Origin of the sequence: Ruminococcus gauvreauii (assembly GCF_025151995.1) — a bacterium.
In the GTDB taxonomy this organism is placed as follows: Bacteria; Bacillota; Clostridia; order Lachnospirales; family Lachnospiraceae; genus Ruminococcus_G; species Ruminococcus_G gauvreauii.
Genome location: NZ_CP102290.1, coordinates 274230 through 291984 on the forward strand (window position 1 = coordinate 274230; position 17755 = coordinate 291984).

18 protein-coding genes, 1 pseudogene and 1 riboswitch are annotated in these 17755 nt (G+C 51.5%); of the genes and pseudogenes, 3 read left to right on the forward strand and 16 right to left on the reverse strand.

The features are described from left to right. Positions 1–4 precede the first annotated feature (4 nt). Positions 5–481: pseudogene (locus tag NQ502_RS01300) on the reverse strand (precorrin-2 dehydrogenase/sirohydrochlorin ferrochelatase family protein); the annotation flags it as partial. Next, positions 471–1703 carry a glutamyl-tRNA reductase gene (gene hemA, locus NQ502_RS01305; protein ID WP_341349416.1) on the reverse strand — a complete coding sequence of 411 codons (1233 nt, stop codon included), beginning with the start codon at positions 1701–1703 and terminating at the stop codon, positions 471–473. The pseudogene NQ502_RS01300 and the gene hemA, both read right to left, overlap by 11 nt. 226 nt (positions 1704–1929) lie before the next feature. Further along, positions 1930–2118, forward strand: a riboswitch (cobalamin riboswitch). Positions 2119–2256: 138 nt separating this feature from the next. On the opposite strand from hemA, the gene NQ502_RS01310 reads away from it, so the two are divergent. Genes NQ502_RS01310 through NQ502_RS01320 form a run of 3 tightly spaced genes read left to right on the forward strand, consistent with a single transcriptional unit; the run spans position 2257 to position 4154 of the window. After that, on the forward strand, positions 2257–3009 hold the full coding sequence (locus tag NQ502_RS01310) for an energy-coupling factor ABC transporter permease (protein WP_028528991.1): 753 nt from the start codon (positions 2257–2259) through the stop codon (positions 3007–3009). Beyond that, on the forward strand, positions 3009–3305 hold the full coding sequence (locus NQ502_RS01315; RefSeq protein ID WP_028528990.1) for an energy-coupling factor ABC transporter substrate-binding protein: 297 nt from the start codon (positions 3009–3011) through the stop codon (positions 3303–3305). Before NQ502_RS01310 ends, NQ502_RS01315 begins: the two co-directional genes overlap by 1 nt. A gap of 57 nt (positions 3306–3362) precedes the next feature. Then, positions 3363–4154, forward strand: a complete 792-nt coding sequence (locus tag NQ502_RS01320) for a sirohydrochlorin cobaltochelatase (RefSeq protein WP_028528989.1) — start codon at positions 3363–3365, stop codon at positions 4152–4154. A gap of 58 nt (positions 4155–4212) precedes the next feature. Here NQ502_RS01320 and NQ502_RS01325 read toward each other — a convergent pair whose 3' ends face one another. Genes NQ502_RS01325 through NQ502_RS01390 form a run of 14 tightly spaced genes read right to left on the reverse strand, consistent with a single transcriptional unit; the run spans position 4213 to position 17747 of the window. Beyond that, the gene (locus NQ502_RS01325; RefSeq protein WP_028528988.1) at positions 4213–5082 is read right to left on the reverse strand and encodes an amidohydrolase family protein; all 870 of its coding nucleotides are present in this window, start codon (positions 5080–5082) and stop codon (positions 4213–4215) included. 6 nt (positions 5083–5088) lie between these two features. Continuing rightward, on the reverse strand, positions 5089–5730 hold the full coding sequence (locus NQ502_RS01330) for a precorrin-8X methylmutase (RefSeq protein ID WP_028528987.1): 642 nt from the start codon (positions 5728–5730) through the stop codon (positions 5089–5091). Positions 5731–5740: 10 nt separating this feature from the next. Continuing rightward, a complete protein-coding gene (locus NQ502_RS01335; RefSeq protein ID WP_028528986.1) occupies positions 5741–7252 on the reverse strand; it encodes a cobyric acid synthase in 1512 nt (503 codons plus the stop codon). Positions 7253–7269: 17 nt separating this feature from the next. Next, complete coding sequence (gene cobD / locus NQ502_RS01340; RefSeq protein ID WP_028528985.1) at positions 7270–8295, reverse strand: threonine-phosphate decarboxylase CobD; 1026 nt, start codon at positions 8293–8295, stop codon at positions 7270–7272. A gap of 13 nt (positions 8296–8308) precedes the next feature. Beyond that, a complete protein-coding gene (gene cbiB, locus NQ502_RS01345) occupies positions 8309–9286 on the reverse strand; it encodes an adenosylcobinamide-phosphate synthase CbiB (protein WP_028528984.1) in 978 nt (325 codons plus the stop codon). Beyond that, positions 9283–9903: a histidine phosphatase family protein gene (locus tag NQ502_RS01350; RefSeq protein WP_044983310.1), complete on the reverse strand. Its 621-nt coding sequence runs from the start codon at positions 9901–9903 to the stop codon at positions 9283–9285. The genes cbiB and NQ502_RS01350 overlap by 4 nt, the downstream gene beginning before the upstream one ends. Beyond that, positions 9900–10277 carry a bifunctional adenosylcobinamide kinase/adenosylcobinamide-phosphate guanylyltransferase gene (locus NQ502_RS01355; protein WP_028528982.1) on the reverse strand — a complete coding sequence of 126 codons (378 nt, stop codon included), beginning with the start codon at positions 10275–10277 and terminating at the stop codon, positions 9900–9902. Before NQ502_RS01355 ends, NQ502_RS01350 begins: the two co-directional genes overlap by 4 nt. Then, positions 10274–11050: an adenosylcobinamide-GDP ribazoletransferase gene (cobS, locus tag NQ502_RS01360; protein WP_028528981.1), complete on the reverse strand. Its 777-nt coding sequence runs from the start codon at positions 11048–11050 to the stop codon at positions 10274–10276. Before cobS ends, NQ502_RS01355 begins: the two co-directional genes overlap by 4 nt. Then, the gene (locus NQ502_RS01365) at positions 11034–11576 is read right to left on the reverse strand and encodes a bifunctional adenosylcobinamide kinase/adenosylcobinamide-phosphate guanylyltransferase (protein WP_028528980.1); all 543 of its coding nucleotides are present in this window, start codon (positions 11574–11576) and stop codon (positions 11034–11036) included. Before NQ502_RS01365 ends, cobS begins: the two co-directional genes overlap by 17 nt. A 33-nt stretch (positions 11577–11609) precedes the next feature. Beyond that, positions 11610–12659 (reverse strand): nicotinate-nucleotide--dimethylbenzimidazole phosphoribosyltransferase, encoded by a 1050-nt coding sequence (cobT, locus tag NQ502_RS01370; RefSeq protein ID WP_028528979.1) that lies wholly within the window; start codon positions 12657–12659, stop codon positions 11610–11612. After that, a complete protein-coding gene (locus NQ502_RS01375; protein WP_028528978.1) occupies positions 12656–14017 on the reverse strand; it encodes a cobyrinate a,c-diamide synthase in 1362 nt (453 codons plus the stop codon). The genes cobT and NQ502_RS01375 overlap by 4 nt, the downstream gene beginning before the upstream one ends. Then, positions 14014–15987, reverse strand: a complete 1974-nt coding sequence (locus NQ502_RS01380; RefSeq protein WP_028528977.1) for a bifunctional cobalt-precorrin-7 (C(5))-methyltransferase/cobalt-precorrin-6B (C(15))-methyltransferase — start codon at positions 15985–15987, stop codon at positions 14014–14016. Before NQ502_RS01380 ends, NQ502_RS01375 begins: the two co-directional genes overlap by 4 nt. Continuing rightward, positions 15980–16711, reverse strand: coding sequence for a precorrin-3B C(17)-methyltransferase (gene cobJ, locus NQ502_RS01385; RefSeq protein ID WP_028528976.1), 732 nt, complete (start codon positions 16709–16711; stop codon positions 15980–15982). The genes NQ502_RS01380 and cobJ overlap by 8 nt, the downstream gene beginning before the upstream one ends. Next, the gene (locus NQ502_RS01390; RefSeq protein WP_028528975.1) at positions 16704–17747 is read right to left on the reverse strand and encodes a cobalt-precorrin 5A hydrolase; all 1044 of its coding nucleotides are present in this window, start codon (positions 17745–17747) and stop codon (positions 16704–16706) included. The genes cobJ and NQ502_RS01390 overlap by 8 nt, the downstream gene beginning before the upstream one ends. Positions 17748–17755: the final 8 nt, after the last annotated feature.

Consider the following 17755-nt stretch of genomic DNA (forward strand, 5'->3'; position numbering starts at 1 on the left):
TTATTCGTCCTCCTGTAAAATCGTCGAGTGCTTTTTCTATCGCCTGCCTGGCGCGTTTTGCCCTGCCGTGGTCCCTGCCTCCCGCATTGACCCCCGCCACCAGCGTATCTCTTTTGACAATGCCGGGAAAATGAAAATCACATTTCGTCCGGTCGCTGATGACATTTACCAATATGCCCAGGCATTTGCATACACTGTAAATGTCTTCGTTCAGCCCCTCGTCATCCGTGCCGGCAATCACAATATCGGCCCCGTATAGATCCTCTCTCTCATACTTCTTCTCACATATTTTTATCCGTCCTTCTTTTGCCAGTGTCAGCACACGCTCATCAAAACGGGGTGCAACCACGACAATGTTCCGTGTGAATTCCGACAGTGTCCCGATCCTGCGCGACGCGATCTTTCCTGCACCGATCACTACGATCTTTTTCTCTGACAAATCCACAAAAAGCGGAAAATACGCCTGTCCATTACTCTTCATACAGCTTTTCCAACCCTTCCACACAGGCTAAAAATGTTTCTTTTTCCAGCGAATCCCGCAGTCCGAAGATCATTTTTCCGACTACTTTCCCTGCCGCCAGTTCGATTGACTTTCTGAGTGTCTCCCTCTCTTTGTCCTCCAGCGGAAGTTTGCCAAGGATCTTATGTATGCGCAGCTCCAGATCAGTCGCCGCGTCCTCCTGGATTTCCTGAATCCTCGGGATCAAATCCCTGCCGTCATACCAGTCATAGAATTCTTTCTGCTGTTCCAGAAGAATCGCCTCAGCCTGGTCAAAGGAATCCTTCAGATAGTCACCGACCGCCGTGATCTGAAAATCATCGATGTCATACAGCGTCACATGTTCCATCTCACCGATGGCCGGTTCGATGTCCCTGGGCACAGCAAGATCGATGAAAATAATATCATGCGTAAGATCCGCTTCCCCGAGCAGTTCCCGTGTCAGTGTAAAATTGGGACTTGCTGTCGCACTGACTACCACATGGCATTTTGGCAGCAGATCCATACGCTCTCCGTAATTGATCCGGGCACATCCCTTCGGAATCGTTACCATGCCGCTCCGATACTGCCGTACTGTGACAGTCACCGCAGCACCTGCCCTCTGCATTGTCTGTGCAGCCAGTTTTCCCATCTCTCCATTTCCGATCACCATGCATGTTTTTCCCTGTATCTCATAGCCCTGCTCTTTCAGCATGGAAACTGCACGGTCCATCGCCGTAACGTTTGCTCTTGAGAAGGTAACATCCGTTTTTACTTTTTTTGCCGCCGTCACCGCCATGCGGAACAATACTTCCAGTACACTGTCAGTCATATAATTCTCACGTGCAAGCGACAGTGCATCTTTTACCTGGGTAATGATCTGATCCTCCCCGAGGATCTGGGATTTCAGCCCGCAGGTCAGATGGAACAGGTGGTTCACCGCGTCTTTTCTCTCACGCATGACAAAATACTGACCAAACTGTGTCGGATCCACTTTCTTGATGATGCACAGTTCTTCCACGAGTGAACCTTCCCACTCTTCTTCCACACTGGCCCAGATTTCCATACGATTGCAAGTTGAAAGTATGATGCATCCCAATATGCCGTCGCTGCATTTCAGCTGTTCCATGGCAGCAGCTGCATTCTTCTTCGTAAAGGAGAATAATGCCCTTACATCCACAGATGCCTTGTTATGATCAATACCCACCATACAAATACTCATCATTTGTTCCTCCAGAATTTATTCCTCCCCATCATAGCACATACTTTTAAAAATGCAAAATCTATTTTCTAATTTTAAGAAATTCGTAACTATTCAGGACGGTGCATCTTCTTGCCCGGCTAACAGCCCGGCAAGAAGCATCGGATGTTTTTACACCTATTTTCCCGCCGTCCTGAACTGTTTTAAAAAATTCATTTGACATTAGACGGACAACGCGATAAAATTTATCATAGAATTGAATGTGAAGTGGAGCCTGCGTATTTCTCCGCAGGGTAAGAGGAAAGTGAGTGCAAGTCTCACACGGTCCCGCCGCTGTAATGGAAGAGCCGTATCTTATGATGTCACTGGTGAAAACTGGGAAGGCAAGATACGGTGGTGACGCCTGAGTCAGAAAGCCTGCCCTTCACAAGCGATTTACACCCCGGTTACGAACGATGGCCTGGTGTAAGGAAACGGCAAATTCTAACATGCTGCCGTTTCAGTGCGCCTGTCTATGTGAAGTGGGATTCCTTAGATACGGCGTTCTTTTTTTGTAAAAATGAGAAAGGAGAAAATTATGACAAAGTCACAAAGAACAATTGTTTTAATCGCCGCAGTTTTTGCACTCTCGTTTGGAATTCTGCCGGCTGCAAACGCGATGCACATTATGGAGGGCTATCTCCCGGCCAAGTTTTGCATTGCCTGGGGAGTTGTCTGCGTACCATTCTTAATCGCAGGTTTCTTCTCCATAAAGAAAACACTTTCCGGAAACCGGAAACTGATCATGATCCTGGCCATGGTGGGAGCGTATGCCTTCGTCCTGTCCTCACTTAAGATTCCGTCTGTTACAGGAAGCTGTTCACACATGACAGGAACCGGTCTCGGTGCGATCCTCTTTGGTCCCGCCGCTGTCAGCATTGTCGGACTGATCGTTCTGGTCTTCCAGGCAATTCTGCTCGCACACGGAGGTCTTACCACTCTTGGCGCAAATACATTTTCCATGGCGATCGCCGGTCCTCTGGTGTCCTATGGAATCTACAAGCTTTGCAATAAACTGAAAGTACCGAAGCTGGTGTCTGTATTTCTGGCAGCCTTCCTCGGAGATCTGTTTACATACGTGGTCACCAGCGTCCAGCTGGCAATCGCATATCCATCCGCTGACGGCGGATTCGGCGCTTCCCTCGGGAAATTCCTGGCTATCTTTGCGGCCACTCAGATACCGCTTGCAATCATAGAAGGTATCCTGACCGCTATCGTGATCATCGGTCTGGAATCTTACGCCAAGTCTGAACTTTCAGATCTTGGATTTTTAAGAGGGAGGAATGCATAATGACTAAAAACACAAAAACTGTACTGATACTTCTGCTGCTCGTTGTTGTGATCGCTGTCGTACCTTTATTTCTGAAAAGCGGCGCCGAGTTCGGCGGTGCCGACGGTGCGGCATCCGAGATGATCGAGGAGATTCAGCCGGGTTATGAAACCTGGGCTGATCCTATCATGGAGCCTGCCAGCGGAGAAATTGAAAGTCTTCTCTTCTGCCTTCAGGCCGGTCTCGGTGCCGGAGTCTTCGGATTCGTCATGGGACGCCTGGTAGAGAGAAAAAAACACGAACCTAAACGGACATGACGCCTAATGGCATCATCACCACAAATGAAAGTAGAAAACACAGGAGGAACACGCCCCATGCCGGACGCATCCAAAAAAGCAATTCTGGTTGTCAGCTTTGGTACCAGTTTTGCCGAAACGAGAGAAAAAACAATTGACGCTATTGAAAAAGAGATTGCAGACGCTTTCCCTGACTATCAGATTTACCGCGCCTGGACCAGTAAAATGATCATGGCGAAGCTGTTACGGCGTGACGGCATCAAGATCCTGAATGTCAGAGAGGCAATGGAGAAAATGCGTGATGACGGTATTACGGATGTCATCGTTCAGCCGACTCACGTGATCAACGGTATCGAAAATGAATTGATGACGGAGGATGCACTGATGTATCAGTCTTCCTTCTCATCCATAACCTTCGGCAACCCGCTGCTCACAACCGAGGAGGACAATCATCATGTAGTACACACCATCGCGGCGCATTTCTCCCACCTCCGTGAGGACCACGAAGCTCTCGTACTGATGGGTCACGGCACTACACACTTTTCCAATGCCATTTATGCGGCGTTAAACTTCAAGTTTCAGGATGAGGGCTTCTCAAATATCTTCCTGGGAACTGTCGAGGCGTATCCGACCATGGATTCTCTGCTCAAGGCCGTCAAAAAAACCAAAGCAGCAAAGGTCATTCTGGCGCCCTTTATGATCGTGGCCGGTGACCATGCCACAAATGATATGGCAGGTGATGATGAGGATTCCTGGTATACGCAGTTCAAAGACGCAGGCTTTGAAGTGGAATGCATACTAAAGGGACTGGGGGAATACCCAGAGATCCGTTCTCTGTTCGTGGATCATATCCGCACAGTGATCAGCTGATCACAAAAAACAACAGGCAGATTGTTTTCTGGAAATCCCGGAAACAATCTGCCTTTTTTTAATTTCTTTGAAATACTTTAAATATTTTACGATCCCCGTCCGCAAGCCGCCGCTTCACGTCATCAGTCTCGCCCAGAATCTCATAAAACGCATCATACTCCTGATCGAGCGACTCCCCGTGCATCACCATCCACGCCCCGGCATCGGTGCCCGCCGCCATCCGTACACCTCTTTCATACGCCATCTGTACAGCGCTTGTCTGTGTTTCGCCTATCCGGCAGATCACTTCGTCTGAAAAACGCCCTTTTCCCAGAAGATTGCGGACCGTCACAAGCGTCGGCACCCAGACAGTCCCGCTGTCCGCAATCGCCTCGATGCTGTCCTCATCCTGATAGTTCCCGTGTTCAATGGAATCCACACCGCACAACGCAGCCGTGCGCACCGCATCGGCGCCGTTCGTGTGTGCCATGACTGCAAATCCTTCCTCATGGGCAATATGCACCATCTCTTTCACATCGGCATACGGAAGCGCTTCACCCGTGATCTTACCTGCACAGGTAAAATCCATGATCCCTGTCGTCATGATCTTGATAAAATCTCCGCCAAGCTTTCGGACTTCTCTCACCAGCCGTACATACTCTTCCATCGTATCAAATCCTCTGCCGACGATGCTTCCGTAATGCCCGTTCCTGTGAATGGCAAAAACCGGAGTACGGTAGGTGATCCCATACTCCGGAGCGATCGCCCTGGCCCGCAGCGATACCAAAAGTGCATCGCCGCCGTCTCTTAAATATGTAATATGATGTTTCTGATATTCTTCCAGATGACTGCGTATCACCGATTCATCCACGCCTTCTCTGTGCCGTCCGGCCGCCTTTCGGTAATCCAGCCCATCCATAAACACATGTACATGACAGTCACACCGCATATAACATCACTCCCTGTTATCATGAATCATATACAGCAGTGCATTGACGATGCAGGCAGCAATATTACTTCCGCCTTTTCTTCCGCGCGCTACGATATACGGCACATCCGTCTGCATGATGAGTTCCTTGGACTGAACCACGTTTACAAATCCAACCGGAACTCCGATGACCAGCTCCGGCTTCAGATTCCCTTCTTCGATCAGCTCATACAGACGCACCAGTGCCGTGGGTGCATTTCCTATGGCAAAAATGAGCGGGCGATCCATGGCAGCAGCCTTTTCCATGCTGGCTGTAGCTCTCGTGGTTCCGTTCTTTTTGGCGGCCCCGGCGACGTCTTCATCCGACATAAAGCAGAAGACCTCTCCTCCGTACCGTGCCAGTGCCCGTTTATTGATCCCTGATTTCGCCATCTGAGTATCCGTCACGATGCAGGCTCCCCCTTTGATGGCCTCAACGGCCTTTGAGACCGCATCCTCTGAGAAGCAGAGATTATCTGCATAATCGAAATCTGCGCTCGTGTGGATACATCTTTTAATGATCAGTTCCTGGTCCTTCCCGAGTGCTCTGCCGCCGAGCTCCTCCGTGATGATCTCAAAACTGCGGCTCTCTATTTCTCTCGGTTTTACATTTTCCAATTCAATCTTCATCGTCTCTTCCTCACAATCCCTGCTCTAAAATGTCATAAATCTTATTCATATCGAGATGCTCACGCAGCGCCTGTGCAAGAATATCATACTGCGTTTCCTTAAATTCCTGAAAATCCACACCGGTAATGTCGGAGGTATCGATTCCTTTTTTCTCTCCGAGCGCTGTGACCACCGCGCGCGCAACACCTTCTTTGTCAAACACCCCGTGTACATACGTTCCGTATACATTTCCCGCATGCGCACCGTCCTTTTTCACGCCGTCCCGTTCAACAAAATCTTCGATATCTGTCATCGGCTGTGCACCGGCCTTCAAAGTCGAGACTCCCATATGGATCTCATAGCCCGCAAGCTCAGCGCCGCTGAGATTCTGCAGGACGCCCCCGACGCTTCCGAACGTTCCGGTCACACGCGTTCTCGTCTTTGCCTCCTCGAATACCGTATCCATCGCAAGCAGGCCCATACCTTTCATGGATCCCCCTGATTCCACACCGCTCGGATCACTCAGGCTCTCGCCCAGCATCTGATAACCGCCGCAGACTCCGAAAATCACGGTTCCCTGTGCCGCCGCTTTTAACACGGTCGCTTCCATCCCGGACTGACGCATCCAGAGAAGGTCTTCCATCGTATTTTTCGTTCCCGGGAGGATGATCATATCCGGTTTCTTCAACTCAGAAACATGCTGAACATAGCGCAGTGAAACGCCGGGCATACTCTCAAACGGGTTGAAATCCGTGAAGTTCGAAATTCTCGGAACCCGGATCACGGCAATGTCTATCACACCGACCTCCTGATTTCCGTCAAACCGCTCCGTCAGACTGTCTTCGTCTTCCACCTCAATATTGAGGTATGGAGCAACCCCGACAACCGGGATACCGGCTTTTTCTTCCAGCATGGCAAGTCCCGGCTCCAGGATCGTCTTATCCCCGCGGAACTTATTGACAATCAATCCCTTTACCATCCCCCGCTCTTCCTCATCGAGCAGCATGGTTGTCCCGATCAGCTGCGCAAACACTCCGCCGCGGTCAATATCGCCCACGAGCAGCACCGGAGCCTTGGCTCTTCTCGCCATTCCCATATTGACGATATCATCATCCTTCAGGTTGATCTCCGCCGGACTTCCCGCCCCCTCGATCACGATAATATCATGTTCGGAAGCAAGAGTCTCATATGCCTCCATCACTCTCGGAACAAGTTCATGCTTAAACGCAAAATAATCACGGGCATTCATATTCCCGACAACCTCTCCGTTCACGATTACCTGTGATCCCGTTTCATTCGTAGGCTTCAGCAGAATCGGGTTCATCAGCACGGAGGGACTGATTCCCGCAGCCTCAGCCTGCATCACCTGTGCACGCCCCATCTCCAGGCCCTCCTCGGTAATAAAAGAATTCAATGCCATATTCTGTGATTTAAACGGTGCCACACGATACCCGTCCTGTTTAAAAATGCGGCACAATCCTGCTGTCAGCAGGCTTTTTCCCGCATTCGACATCGTGCCCTGCACCATGATCGCCTTTGCCATGTCTTTTTCCTCCTTGTCTACAGCACTTCGCCAAGCACTGACAGTAATCGTTCGTTTTCCTCCGGCATCCGGACTGCAATCCGGAAAAATCCACTCTCAAGTCCCGGATAGTTGCTGCAGTCGCGGATCAGGATTCCCTTTTCCAGGCATCGCTCGTATAAATCCACCGGCCCCCTGAAAAATATATAATTTGCCTTTGAGTCGTATACGGAAAGCGGAAGTTTCTGCATCTCGCGCTTCAGATATTCCCGCTGCTCATTTACAAGCCGCTGTGCCATTCTTACATATTCCGTCTCTTTCAACGCCGCACAGCCTGCTGCCTGTGCCGGAATGGAGACATTCCAGGGCTGTGTCATCTTTTCCATCTTCTCCAGCAGTTTCCGGCTGCCGCATAAACCGTAGCCAAGACGAATCCCTGCCATCGCATACCGTTTCGTAAACGCTTTCAATATAAAAAATTCCGGATTATCGGGCAGCCCGGCTTTCATGGAATATAATTCTCCATGCTCAACAAAATCCAGGAAACACTCATCAATCATCAGAAAGATGCCGCATCTGCGGCACTTCTCCATAATGCGGGCCAGAAGCTGCGGCTCGATCAGAAATCCTGTCGGATTATTCGGATTGCACAGAAACAGCATATCATAACTTTCATCCAGCTTTTCCAGAATATCTTCTTCCACCCGGAACTCTTTCATGAAATATGTATTGATCTCACAGTCCACCGTCTCCAGCGCCTGTCTGTACTCCGCGAATGTGGGTGCCGGCAGCATCGCTTTTTCCGGTGCCACCGCCCGCACCAGCGAGAAGATCAGTTCCGCCGCTCCATTGCCGCAGATGACAGATTCCTGTGCGACCGCTTCATAAGATGCAAGCGCTTCCCTGAGTTCAGTGTAGAAAACATCCGGATAGTGTGAAAGCCTTGTAAGACTTTCAGCGGCGGCAGCAATAACAGCCTTCGGAGTCCCCAGAGGATTGATGTTGGATGAAAAGTCCAGCGCATCCGGATGACGGTATACATCACCTCCATGTATCTGTTTCATAACACACCCCTCCTCAAATTTGAAATGCCCGCATCACAGCGAACCGGATCAGTCCAAATACGATCACAGATAACACCGCCGTGCTGTACAGCAGACGGTTAGACCTTTTGATATCCTGGGGCTCCACCGGACGCCCGGCATCCCCGATCGTCGGTTTTTCATAGAGTTTCCCAAAATACCACGCATCTCCGGCCAGCTGTACATGCAGCGCCCCCGCCATGACCGCCTCTGTCTGTGCAGAGTTCGGACTTGCGTGGTTCCTGCGGTCCCGTTTAAAAATTCGAAATGCCTGTCTGGCGTCAAATCCGGATACAGCCGATGCGGCCACCATCAAAAGCCCCGACAGACGTGCCGGAATATAGTTCACCACATCGTCGAGAAGCGCGGCGCATGTGCCGAAATACCGGTACCGTTCATTCTTATACCCCACCATGGAGTCCATCGTATTGATGGATTTGTATGTAAATCCCAGAACAGCCCCGCCGATCATCATATAGAAAAGCGGTGCAATCACACCGTCTGATGCATTTTCCGCAACGGTCTCAACCGTTGCTTTCGTCACACCCTCTTCCGTCAGCTCTTTCGTATCCCTGCCGACGATCATGGAAACGGCATGGCGGGACTTCTCGATGTCGCCGCCCATAAGCGCATCGTAGACTTTCATACTCTCATCTTTCAGTGCCCTTGTCGCAAGGAGCTGATAGCACATCAGAGTCTCCAGCACGAATCCCAGCCATTCATTGATCCGATAGGCAAAATACAGGATCAACAGCGGAACGGCCGTCGACACGGCAACGGTCAGAACCACCAGTATCACCCCCGCGGTCCGCTCTCCCGCCCGTCCTTTCGGAAAGCATCTCCGCAGTATTTTTTCAAGCAGTGCGATCAGATTGCCGATCGCCCGGATCGGATGATAAAGCCACCGGGGATCACCCACGGCAAGATCTATGAGAAAGCCGATGATAACGGCTGCCAATGTCCATTTAATCATAGTTGTTTTCGCGCGTCCGCCGCCAGCACTCTCAGTTTGCCGCAGACGCTCACCTCTCTTTTTCCTTTATTCCATTGCTGCTCATCCAGTTCGATTTCATAACCCCTGGCATTTTTCACCTGCCAGAAATAAAAATCTTCGTGAGGCACGGCAAACCCGTCCAGGATCGACATGATCGTCCCTCCATGAACGACAAGTGCCGCCGACTTCATAGCCTCACGGATGCAGTCAGACGCAACACGTTCAAAACCGCGGAGACAGCGGCTGCGAAAGATCTCCTGACTTTCACCGCCAGGAAACGGCAGTGTTCCCCCGCTGTCAATCCAGCGCTGATATTCGGCATTCCCATCCAGTTCCAGATAGTTTTTATTCTCGAAAAGCCCGAAGTCGCATTCTGCCAGATCCTCAATGATATGTACCGGTTTTTCCGGATAGATGATCTCTGCCGTCTCCGTACACCGCTTCAGCGGGCTTGCATAGACGGCATCCACCCCCGGATATATTTTTTTCTGAAGGAGTTCGACTCCCTCCTGGCAGAGGGGCTCATCCGTGGTTCCGATATAACGCCCCAGTGTATTTCCATACGTGATACTGTGCCGTATCAGATACATTCTCATCCCTTGATCACCTGTCCTATCCCGCATACTACCCGGCATACCTCATCCGCAGCCTCGGCAAGCTGCGTACAGACACGCCCTGTCGCCTCACGGAAATTCCGGTCAAATGCGTCAACGGGCACGACACCATATCCCAGTTCGTTCGTAACGATCACAACCTCCGGGTTCTCAGACTGTATCCTTGCTGCGAGCGAAGCAACATCCTGACCATCGTTCAGCATCCTGCGGATATATTCATGAAAATGATAAATTCCCCGGCACGAGAACAGTTTTGCATAATCACAGGTACTTCCATCCGCCCATTCCGAAACCCGGTAACGCTCTTTAGCGTATGACAGTTTTCCCTGAAAAGTTCCACCGATAACCAGCTTCATAACCGTACTCCCATCACAATCTGCACCGCCACAACTGCCAGCGGCATCACCAGTTCACAGACTGATAGAAACCAGCCCGCAAGATCTCCCGTTGTTCCTCCGAAATGCTTCATCGCCATATGATGATAATACCAGTAGACGAGTGCGGCCCCTACAAGCGCAGCGGTCCCCAAAATAGGATCGATCCAGAGCAAGACGCCTGCAAGTGCGGCGATATAGACCGCCATTGTAATACGTACTCTCCTTGTACGCGCGCCTCTGGACAGCGCCGCAACCGATCCGTCTTTTCTGGCTTTCGGGAAAGTCACGATCGCCAGCGCACTCAGAGAGCGTGACAGCATGAAGCACGGTGCTATGACCTTCCAGGCCTCCAGATCCATCTGGCTGTAAACACCGAACATCATAGTAAAGTATACCACACACGTGATCACCGCAAAGGCGCCCGCATGTGAGTCCTTCAATATTTCCAGCCTGCGCTCCCGTTCCTGATAGGAGCTCATCGCATCCGCTGTATCCAGAAGCCCGTCCAGATGAATGCCCCCGGTGACAAATACAGAGATCAGGAGCAGTATAACGGTAAAAAAGACCGGATTCATGGTTACATGAAGACCGATCACTCCCCACAGCCAGCACAGGCCGCCGATGACGGCGCCCACCCAGGGCCAGAAGCACATGGCATACGCCATGTTATTTTCACTCCAGTCACAGCGCGGCATCGGAATCTTTGAATACATGGAAAAAGCAATGATAAAGCTGTTAATCAGTCGTTTCATATTGCAGTGAATCTCCTTTTATCTTAATTGGTATCCCGTAGACAACTTCTGTCACACAGTCCGCCCATGCTGCAATCTGACAGTTGATATCTCCAAGATACCGCTGGTAACGCCTCGTTTCCGTATCGTAATCCATGCCGTCTGAAAAGATTTCATTTGACACAATCACCAGGTTTGCACAACTTTCTTTCACCTGCCGGACACCTTCCAGTATCTCATGAACCGTGCGTTCCCCGGCTCCGCCCGGCTGATACATCTCGTTCGCCGTCAGATTGGACATACATTCCAGCAGGACATTGCTGTCCGGGGGAAGTGTGAGAGATTTCAGCCCGGTATAACACTCTGTCGTCTGAAAGTTTTTTTCCTTCCTCATCTCACGGTGACGTGCGATCCGCCGGTGGCTCTCCCCGTCAAACGGGTACATGGTGGCGATATAGATGCGTTCCTTAATGCCCAGCCTCAGGATACAATGTTCCGCGTATGCAGACTTTCCGCTGCCGCTTCCCCCCGTAATCAAATGCAGCATCGCCGCCACCCCCTTCCTTTTTGTATGTGTCCGTCATGTCAGCGGAACGTAAGTCTCCATGGCATTTTCCTCGAACGTACTCATCCCGTTATAAACTGCAAGCGCGATATCCAGAATCGGATACAGAGTGACCGCCCCTGTGCCTTCTCCCAGACGCATATCGCACATCAGGCATCCGGAAAGTCCAAGTGCCTCAAGCACCATGGCGGAAGCCGGTTCCTGGGACAGATGAGACGCCATCATAAAATCTTTTGTCTTCGGTTCCATACGCGCAGCGCAGAGCGCAGCTGCTCCGGAGATGAAACCGTCGATGACGATCGGAACTCTGCACGCAGCCCCGCCAAGAAAGACACCGACAAGACCTGCGATATCGAGTCCTCCCACCTTGGAGAGTACGTCGATAACATCATCCGGATCCGGTCTGTGCAGTTCAATTGCATGACGGATCGTCTGAATCTTTTTCTCCAGTCCCGCACTCGACAGCCCGGCGCCTCTTCCGGTCACTGTTTCGGGACTCTGTCCGAGCAGTACCGATGTGATTGCGCTGCTGGTGGTCGTATTGCCGATTCCCATCTCTCCGGTAGAAATGATCTGATAACCTTTTTCTTTGAGCTCTTCCACCATATGAATACCGACTTCAATTGCCTCTATGGTTTCCTCTCTTGTCATGGCCGGTTCTTTAGCCATATTACGGGTTCCGTACATGATCTTATGGTTAATCAGCCTGGAATCCGCTGCGATCCCGATGTCGACAGGAAAAATATCTGCTCCTACCGTCCTGCACATAATGCTGGCTGTCGCCTTCTCCTTCAGGAAATTCTCCGAAATGATCAGCGTGACATCCTGACCGCTCTGAGTCACGCCCTCTTCAACCACCCCGTTGTCCGCGCACATCACAACCAATGCTTTTTTATCCAGTCTCACATCCGATGTCTGTTTGATCCCCGCTATCTGTACAACTGCGTCCTGCAGCCTTCCCAGGCTGTGAAGCGGAATCGCGATGCTGTACCATCTCTTCTCGGCAGCTTCCATCGCCGTTTTGTCCAGTGTGCCGACGGCACACAGTGTTTCGTTTAAATTCATCCTCTGTTCTTCCTTTCCATGCACGTTGCAAGAAATGCCTCCGGCAGCTTTATATTGCTGTAATAATACATATGGGGATAGCCGGCAAACAGGGTGTCTGTGCTGTGGAGGCATCGAAAGCTCCTGTCAGACAGCGGTTTCTCCGCTAAAAATGCATCCCCGCAGTTTTCAGAATCGTAATAATGAAATTCGTGAGAACGGAGTGTTCCGATATCTTTTCCGAATACAGTCCCCCCCGACAGCGTAATGTATCCGAATCGCCGCAGGCGCGATGTTTTATATACAGTTCCCTCTATGACACCTGCCATGTCGTGGCAGCTCCCGTCATGTCCCTGCATCCTGTCATGCAGATACATAAAGCCTCCACACTCCGCCATGCACGGAAGACCGCCAAGTACAGCATCACGAATCTGCATGCGCATACCTTTATTCTCCGAAAGCTCTCCCGCAAACAGCTCCGGATACCCTCCATGCAGAAGCAGCCCGCAGACGTCTGCCGGCAGCGCCTTATCATGAATTGGAGAGAACGGCACGAGCTCGGCGCCCATCTCCCGCAGAAGCTGCAGGTTGTCTTCGTAGAAAAAGCAAAACGCTTCATCCGACGCAAGTGCGATCCTGACCGTATCTCCAGCCCCTGCCGGCGGCCGAAGCTCCTTACCTGATATCTCCGGAGCACTCCCAGCGATGGAAAGCAGCGCATCGACATCGAGGCTTTTCTCGAGAATACCAGCCAGTTCCATCAGGTTCTGCCGCAGGTCATCGATTTCGTCCGGCATCACAAGACCGAGATGGCGGCTTTCCAGCGTACAGTCTTTTACGTAAGGCACGTAGCCGCACACTTTGATTGGAAGCTCCTCTTCGATCTGCTCCCTGAGGCGCTCATACATCATGGGCGAAAGCTGGTTCAGAATCACGCCTTTGATGTGGCTGTCCCGCTGATATTCGAGAAAGCCCTTGAGATATGGTATCACCGACAGACTCATTCCCTTGCAGTTCACCAGAAACACAGCGGGAGTATCTGTCTCATCCGCTACGTCCCATGCGCTGCCCTTCACCGAGATTCCGGCAAGACCGTCATAATATCCCATCACGCCTTCCACCACTGCGATATCGCTTCCCTGTGCATTTTTCTCCATCAGCCCACGCAGCGTCCCGCGGTCCGCGAAGAAGGGATCCAGATTCCGGCTTTTCATGCCGATGACCTTGCTGTGAAACATCGGATCGATATAATCCGGTCCGCACTTGAAGGAAGTCACCTGATATCCGCGGTTCTTTAGAAGCTGCAGAATCCCGCAGGTGATCAGCGTCTTACCGCTCCCGCTCGCCGCCGCTGTGATCAGAAATCTGGGGAGTCTCATAGCGCCTCGCCTCCTTCACAGGAGATGACATAGACAGGATTCTGTCCCATCATCATATGATACCTGCCAACACTTTTGGACTTGCCGATGCTCACCGATGCAATGTCAATATCCGTCACCGGAAGTGTTTTGACAGCATCGAGCGCCTCGGCAACCGTCTCCAGCGTAATACAGTTGATGACCATACGCACAGACGGATTTTTCGAAAGCAGCTGCTGCATAATCTCTTTCAGATTGCCGGAAGAACCTCCGATAAATGCATGTGTCGGTGCGGGAAGCTCTTCGCAGGCATGGGGAGCCAGGCCTTCTATGATCTCCAGATGATCCACCGCAAATTTCTCTTTATTTCTGTGAAGCAGCGCTACCGCCTCCGGTTTCTTCTCAATCGCATAGACATGTCCGCAGGCAGCTTTTAAAGCCATTTCCACCGATACGGAACCCGTACCCGCTCCCACGTCATAGATGACCGAATCTTTCTTCAGCCTCAGCTTTGACAGGGAAATGTCACGGATCTCTTCTTTCGTCATCGGAGCCTTATCACGAAGGAATTCACTGTCCGGTATCCCGTGTGTGACGATATGATCGGCCGCTTTCTCATTCTCGATCAGCACAACGCTGAGTGCATCCGTCTTACATCCCGAGAATTCCTCCGCAGTGCCTGTCCAGATCTGTTCATTCGGGTACGCGAGCCGTTCTCCGACAGAGACTCTCACATCTCCCAGGCCGTATCCGCACAGTCTGGTGCACAATGTGCCGATGCCGGTCTCGTCTCCGACGATGGCAAATACCTTCGGGCATTCTTTCACCATGCTGACGATGTTGACAGACCGCCCGTGCATACTGCAGGGTGTCACGTCCTCCCACGGTTTTTTAAGCTGTGCCAGAAAATAGATCATCGAAGAAACGCCCGGAATCAGTTCGCAGCCATCCGGCAATACTTCCAGCAGTTTCTTCGCCCCGCTGTAAAAGCCGACATCCCCCGACAATGCGATGGCAATCTTTTCGAATTCCGGATGAGCATCAATATAATCGGCAATCTCCTGGGGACGGTATGCATGAAATACTTCCTGTGACGCTTCTGCGATCTTCTGTGTCATACGCCTTGCCCCGATCAGCAGCTGCGCTTCCCTGCAGGTCTCGTACGCCTCCTTCGTCATATTGTTCACAGGACCCATGCCGATACCCACAAGCGTGATCCTGCGTTCCACGGGAATACAAAATAGTTCCCTCAGGTGCTGCCTGCACTGCGCGAGCGTCATTCCCTCCTCACGGAGCGGGCGTCCGATCAGCACCAGAGTCGCCCCTGTCTGGCGTGCAGCCTCATACTTTTCCAGAAAGCCCCCGGTATTCCCGGATTCTTTTGTGACGAGATATCTGCAGTCCAGCTGTCTGAGCATCGCGATATTGAGCTCCTTCGAAAAAGGTCCCTGCATACAGATCAGGTGTTTCCCTTCAAACCCAAGCCCTGCGCACGATACCGCAACTTCAGGGAGTGAAAGTACTCTCGCATAGACGCGTTCCCGGTAATCCGCAAGCTTCGTATATTCTGCCAGCTCTTTACTTCCCGTCGTCGCAAGAACATTTCCCTGCGTATTCTGCAGGTAAGCAACCGCATCCGCAACACTGTCCACATATACGACATCCTTGTCATTTACCTGATGACCGCTGCGCAGCAGACGCAGATACGGCTTCTTGGCCGCCTCACAGGCCAAACGGATATTGGCAGTCACTTCCGCCGCATACGGATGGGTTGCGTCGATCACCACCCGGGGATTTTCCCGCTCCATAAGCGCTTTCATCTGGTCCCGATCCAGACGCTCATGGGAAATCTTCAGGCTTCCTCCTTTTGGAAGCAGACTTTCGCCGTACTGTGTTGCAACACAGACGTATGTCTCAATATGATATTTGCTTAAGAATTCCGCAATGGTTCGCCCCTCCAGCGTACCTGCAAAAATCAGGACTTCAGACATTCCGATACCCTCTTGGAGTCACCATTTTTCCGCCCAGTTCCTTCGTCTGTGAGTTTCCGATAAATACCGTCGTAAACATATCGACACTCGTATCCTTAAGCTCTTTTAACGTCATCACTTTCATCTCTTCTCCGTCACGTCCGATATTTCCGACGATTCCGCAGACCGTGTCTTCTTTCTTGAATCGCATCATCAGATCACACGCTTTCCGCAGATAATCATGTCTTTTTTTGCTGGAAGGATTGTACAGGCAGATCACAAAATCCGCCTCCGCGGCATTCAGAAGACGTTTTTCGATCTTCTCCCACGGTGTCAACAGGTCACTCAGGCTGATCAGACAGAAATCATGGATCAGCGGTGCTCCCAGCACGGCAGCGCCGCCCGTCGCGGCTGTTACCCCAGGTATGACCTCCAGCTCAACTTCCGGATAATTCACCCCGACCTCATACATGAGTCCGGACATCCCGTACACACCGGCATCCCCGCTGCAGATCATGGACACCGTCTTTCCTTTCATCGCTTCCTGAAACGCCAGGTCGCAGCGCTCCACTTCCTTCGTCATCGGCGTTGTCATAAAGTCTTTGCCCGGAAAATGATTTTTTACAAGGTCAACGTACACCGTATAGCCGATAATGGTGTCGCTGGCGCGAAGCGCCTCCGCTGCCTTGATCGTCATCTGTTCGTACTCTCCGGGACCGATACCCACCACATATAATTTATTCAAATCCAACTCTCCATTCTTCCATGGCGAACGCGACGGTTACGCCATTTTTTCCGATTTTTTTCTGTATCAGGCTGCCGCCCGTCACCGCGCGAACCGCACTGCGCTCACACACGTTATCGACACCCGTCACGGATTTCACGAAATCAGACGGAGAGAACTCCCCTTCCGTCTGCTCCAGTTCCCGGGCGGTGTACGTGATGAGCGGCAGATCCATCTCTCTGCAGAATGCAGCCAGCCCTTCTTCTTCCTTCTTTATATCAATGGTTGCCACCTGTGTAACTGCCTCATGAAAAATGCCGTTGATCTGGCAGACTTCCTCAAACAACTCCTCGATCTGCTCCCGCTGTGTGCCTTTCCTGCACCCGATCCCGGCCGTTATGCATCTCGGTATCAGCCACAGTGTCTGTTCAAACGGCTGGCGGTCGTAGTGCACGCCCACATAGATGCCGAGCGGCAGCGACTCCCTGTCCATATACAGCCCTTCCGGGAGCTCCCCTTCCACCGGCAGTTCACTGATAAATCCAATCGAACCCCCGCTTAAAAGTTTTGCTGAAATTTCTTTCGCAAGTGTCATATTGGAAATATACAGCCTGTTCTTCTTCGCAAAGACATCGACCGCAAAACGCTGGTTCACATCCGTCGCCGTTGTCAGTACCGGAGTCGCGCCGAGTCCCGTACTGATCTGACCGGCAAGCTCGTTGGCGCCGCCCAGATGACCGGACAGCAGCGGAATACAGAATTTCCCCTGCTCATCCAGCACGAGGACAGCCGGATCATATTTTTTGTCCTCTACCCACGGTGCGACTGCGCGCACTGCAATGCCGCTGGCACCGATAAAGACAACCGCTTCTTTCGTCTCGAACATTCTTTTTGCCCATTGCTGAAGGGGTTCTTTCACCTGCTGTGCGGAGACCTCCTTCAGGTAACGGCTCTTTGCAAATACAGAGACGTTATGCCCCTGCCTGACAAGAAGATGCGCAATCTTCTCCGCAAGTACAAATCCGTTCATCGTAAAACAGATAATTCCTGTGTCCATTTCTCTCC

Bases quoted from the DNA above. Each gene is read 5' to 3' on its own strand.
- hemA (WP_341349416.1), bottom strand. From the start codon at position 1,703: ATGATGAGTATTTGTATGGTGGGTATTGATCATAACAAGGCATCTGTG.
- NQ502_RS01310 (WP_028528991.1), top strand. From the start codon at position 2,257: ATGACAAAGTCACAAAGAACAATTGTTTTAATCGCCGCAGTTTTTGCA.
- NQ502_RS01315 (WP_028528990.1), top strand. From the start codon at position 3,009: ATGACTAAAAACACAAAAACTGTACTGATACTTCTGCTGCTCGTTGTT.
- NQ502_RS01320 (WP_028528989.1), top strand. From the start codon at position 3,363: ATGCCGGACGCATCCAAAAAAGCAATTCTGGTTGTCAGCTTTGGTACC.
- NQ502_RS01325 (WP_028528988.1), bottom strand. From the start codon at position 5,082: ATGCGGTGTGACTGTCATGTACATGTGTTTATGGATGGGCTGGATTAC.
- NQ502_RS01330 (WP_028528987.1), bottom strand. From the start codon at position 5,730: ATGAAGATTGAATTGGAAAATGTAAAACCGAGAGAAATAGAGAGCCGC.
- NQ502_RS01335 (WP_028528986.1), bottom strand. From the start codon at position 7,252: ATGGCAAAGGCGATCATGGTGCAGGGCACGATGTCGAATGCGGGAAAA.
- cobD (WP_028528985.1), bottom strand. From the start codon at position 8,295: ATGAAACAGATACATGGAGGTGATGTATACCGTCATCCGGATGCGCTG.
- cbiB (WP_028528984.1), bottom strand. From the start codon at position 9,286: ATGATTAAATGGACATTGGCAGCCGTTATCATCGGCTTTCTCATAGAT.
- NQ502_RS01350 (WP_044983310.1), bottom strand. From the start codon at position 9,903: ATGAGAATGTATCTGATACGGCACAGTATCACGTATGGAAATACACTG.
- NQ502_RS01355 (WP_028528982.1), bottom strand. From the start codon at position 10,277: ATGAAGCTGGTTATCGGTGGAACTTTTCAGGGAAAACTGTCATACGCT.
- cobS (WP_028528981.1), bottom strand. From the start codon at position 11,050: ATGAAACGACTGATTAACAGCTTTATCATTGCTTTTTCCATGTATTCA.
- NQ502_RS01365 (WP_028528980.1), bottom strand. From the start codon at position 11,576: ATGCTGCATTTGATTACGGGGGGAAGCGGCAGCGGAAAGTCTGCATAC.
- cobT (WP_028528979.1), bottom strand. From the start codon at position 12,659: ATGAATTTAAACGAAACACTGTGTGCCGTCGGCACACTGGACAAAACG.
- NQ502_RS01375 (WP_028528978.1), bottom strand. From the start codon at position 14,017: ATGAGACTCCCCAGATTTCTGATCACAGCGGCGGCGAGCGGGAGCGGT.
- NQ502_RS01380 (WP_028528977.1), bottom strand. From the start codon at position 15,987: ATGTCTGAAGTCCTGATTTTTGCAGGTACGCTGGAGGGGCGAACCATT.
- NQ502_RS01390 (WP_028528975.1), bottom strand. From the start codon at position 17,747: ATGGACACAGGAATTATCTGTTTTACGATGAACGGATTTGTACTTGCG.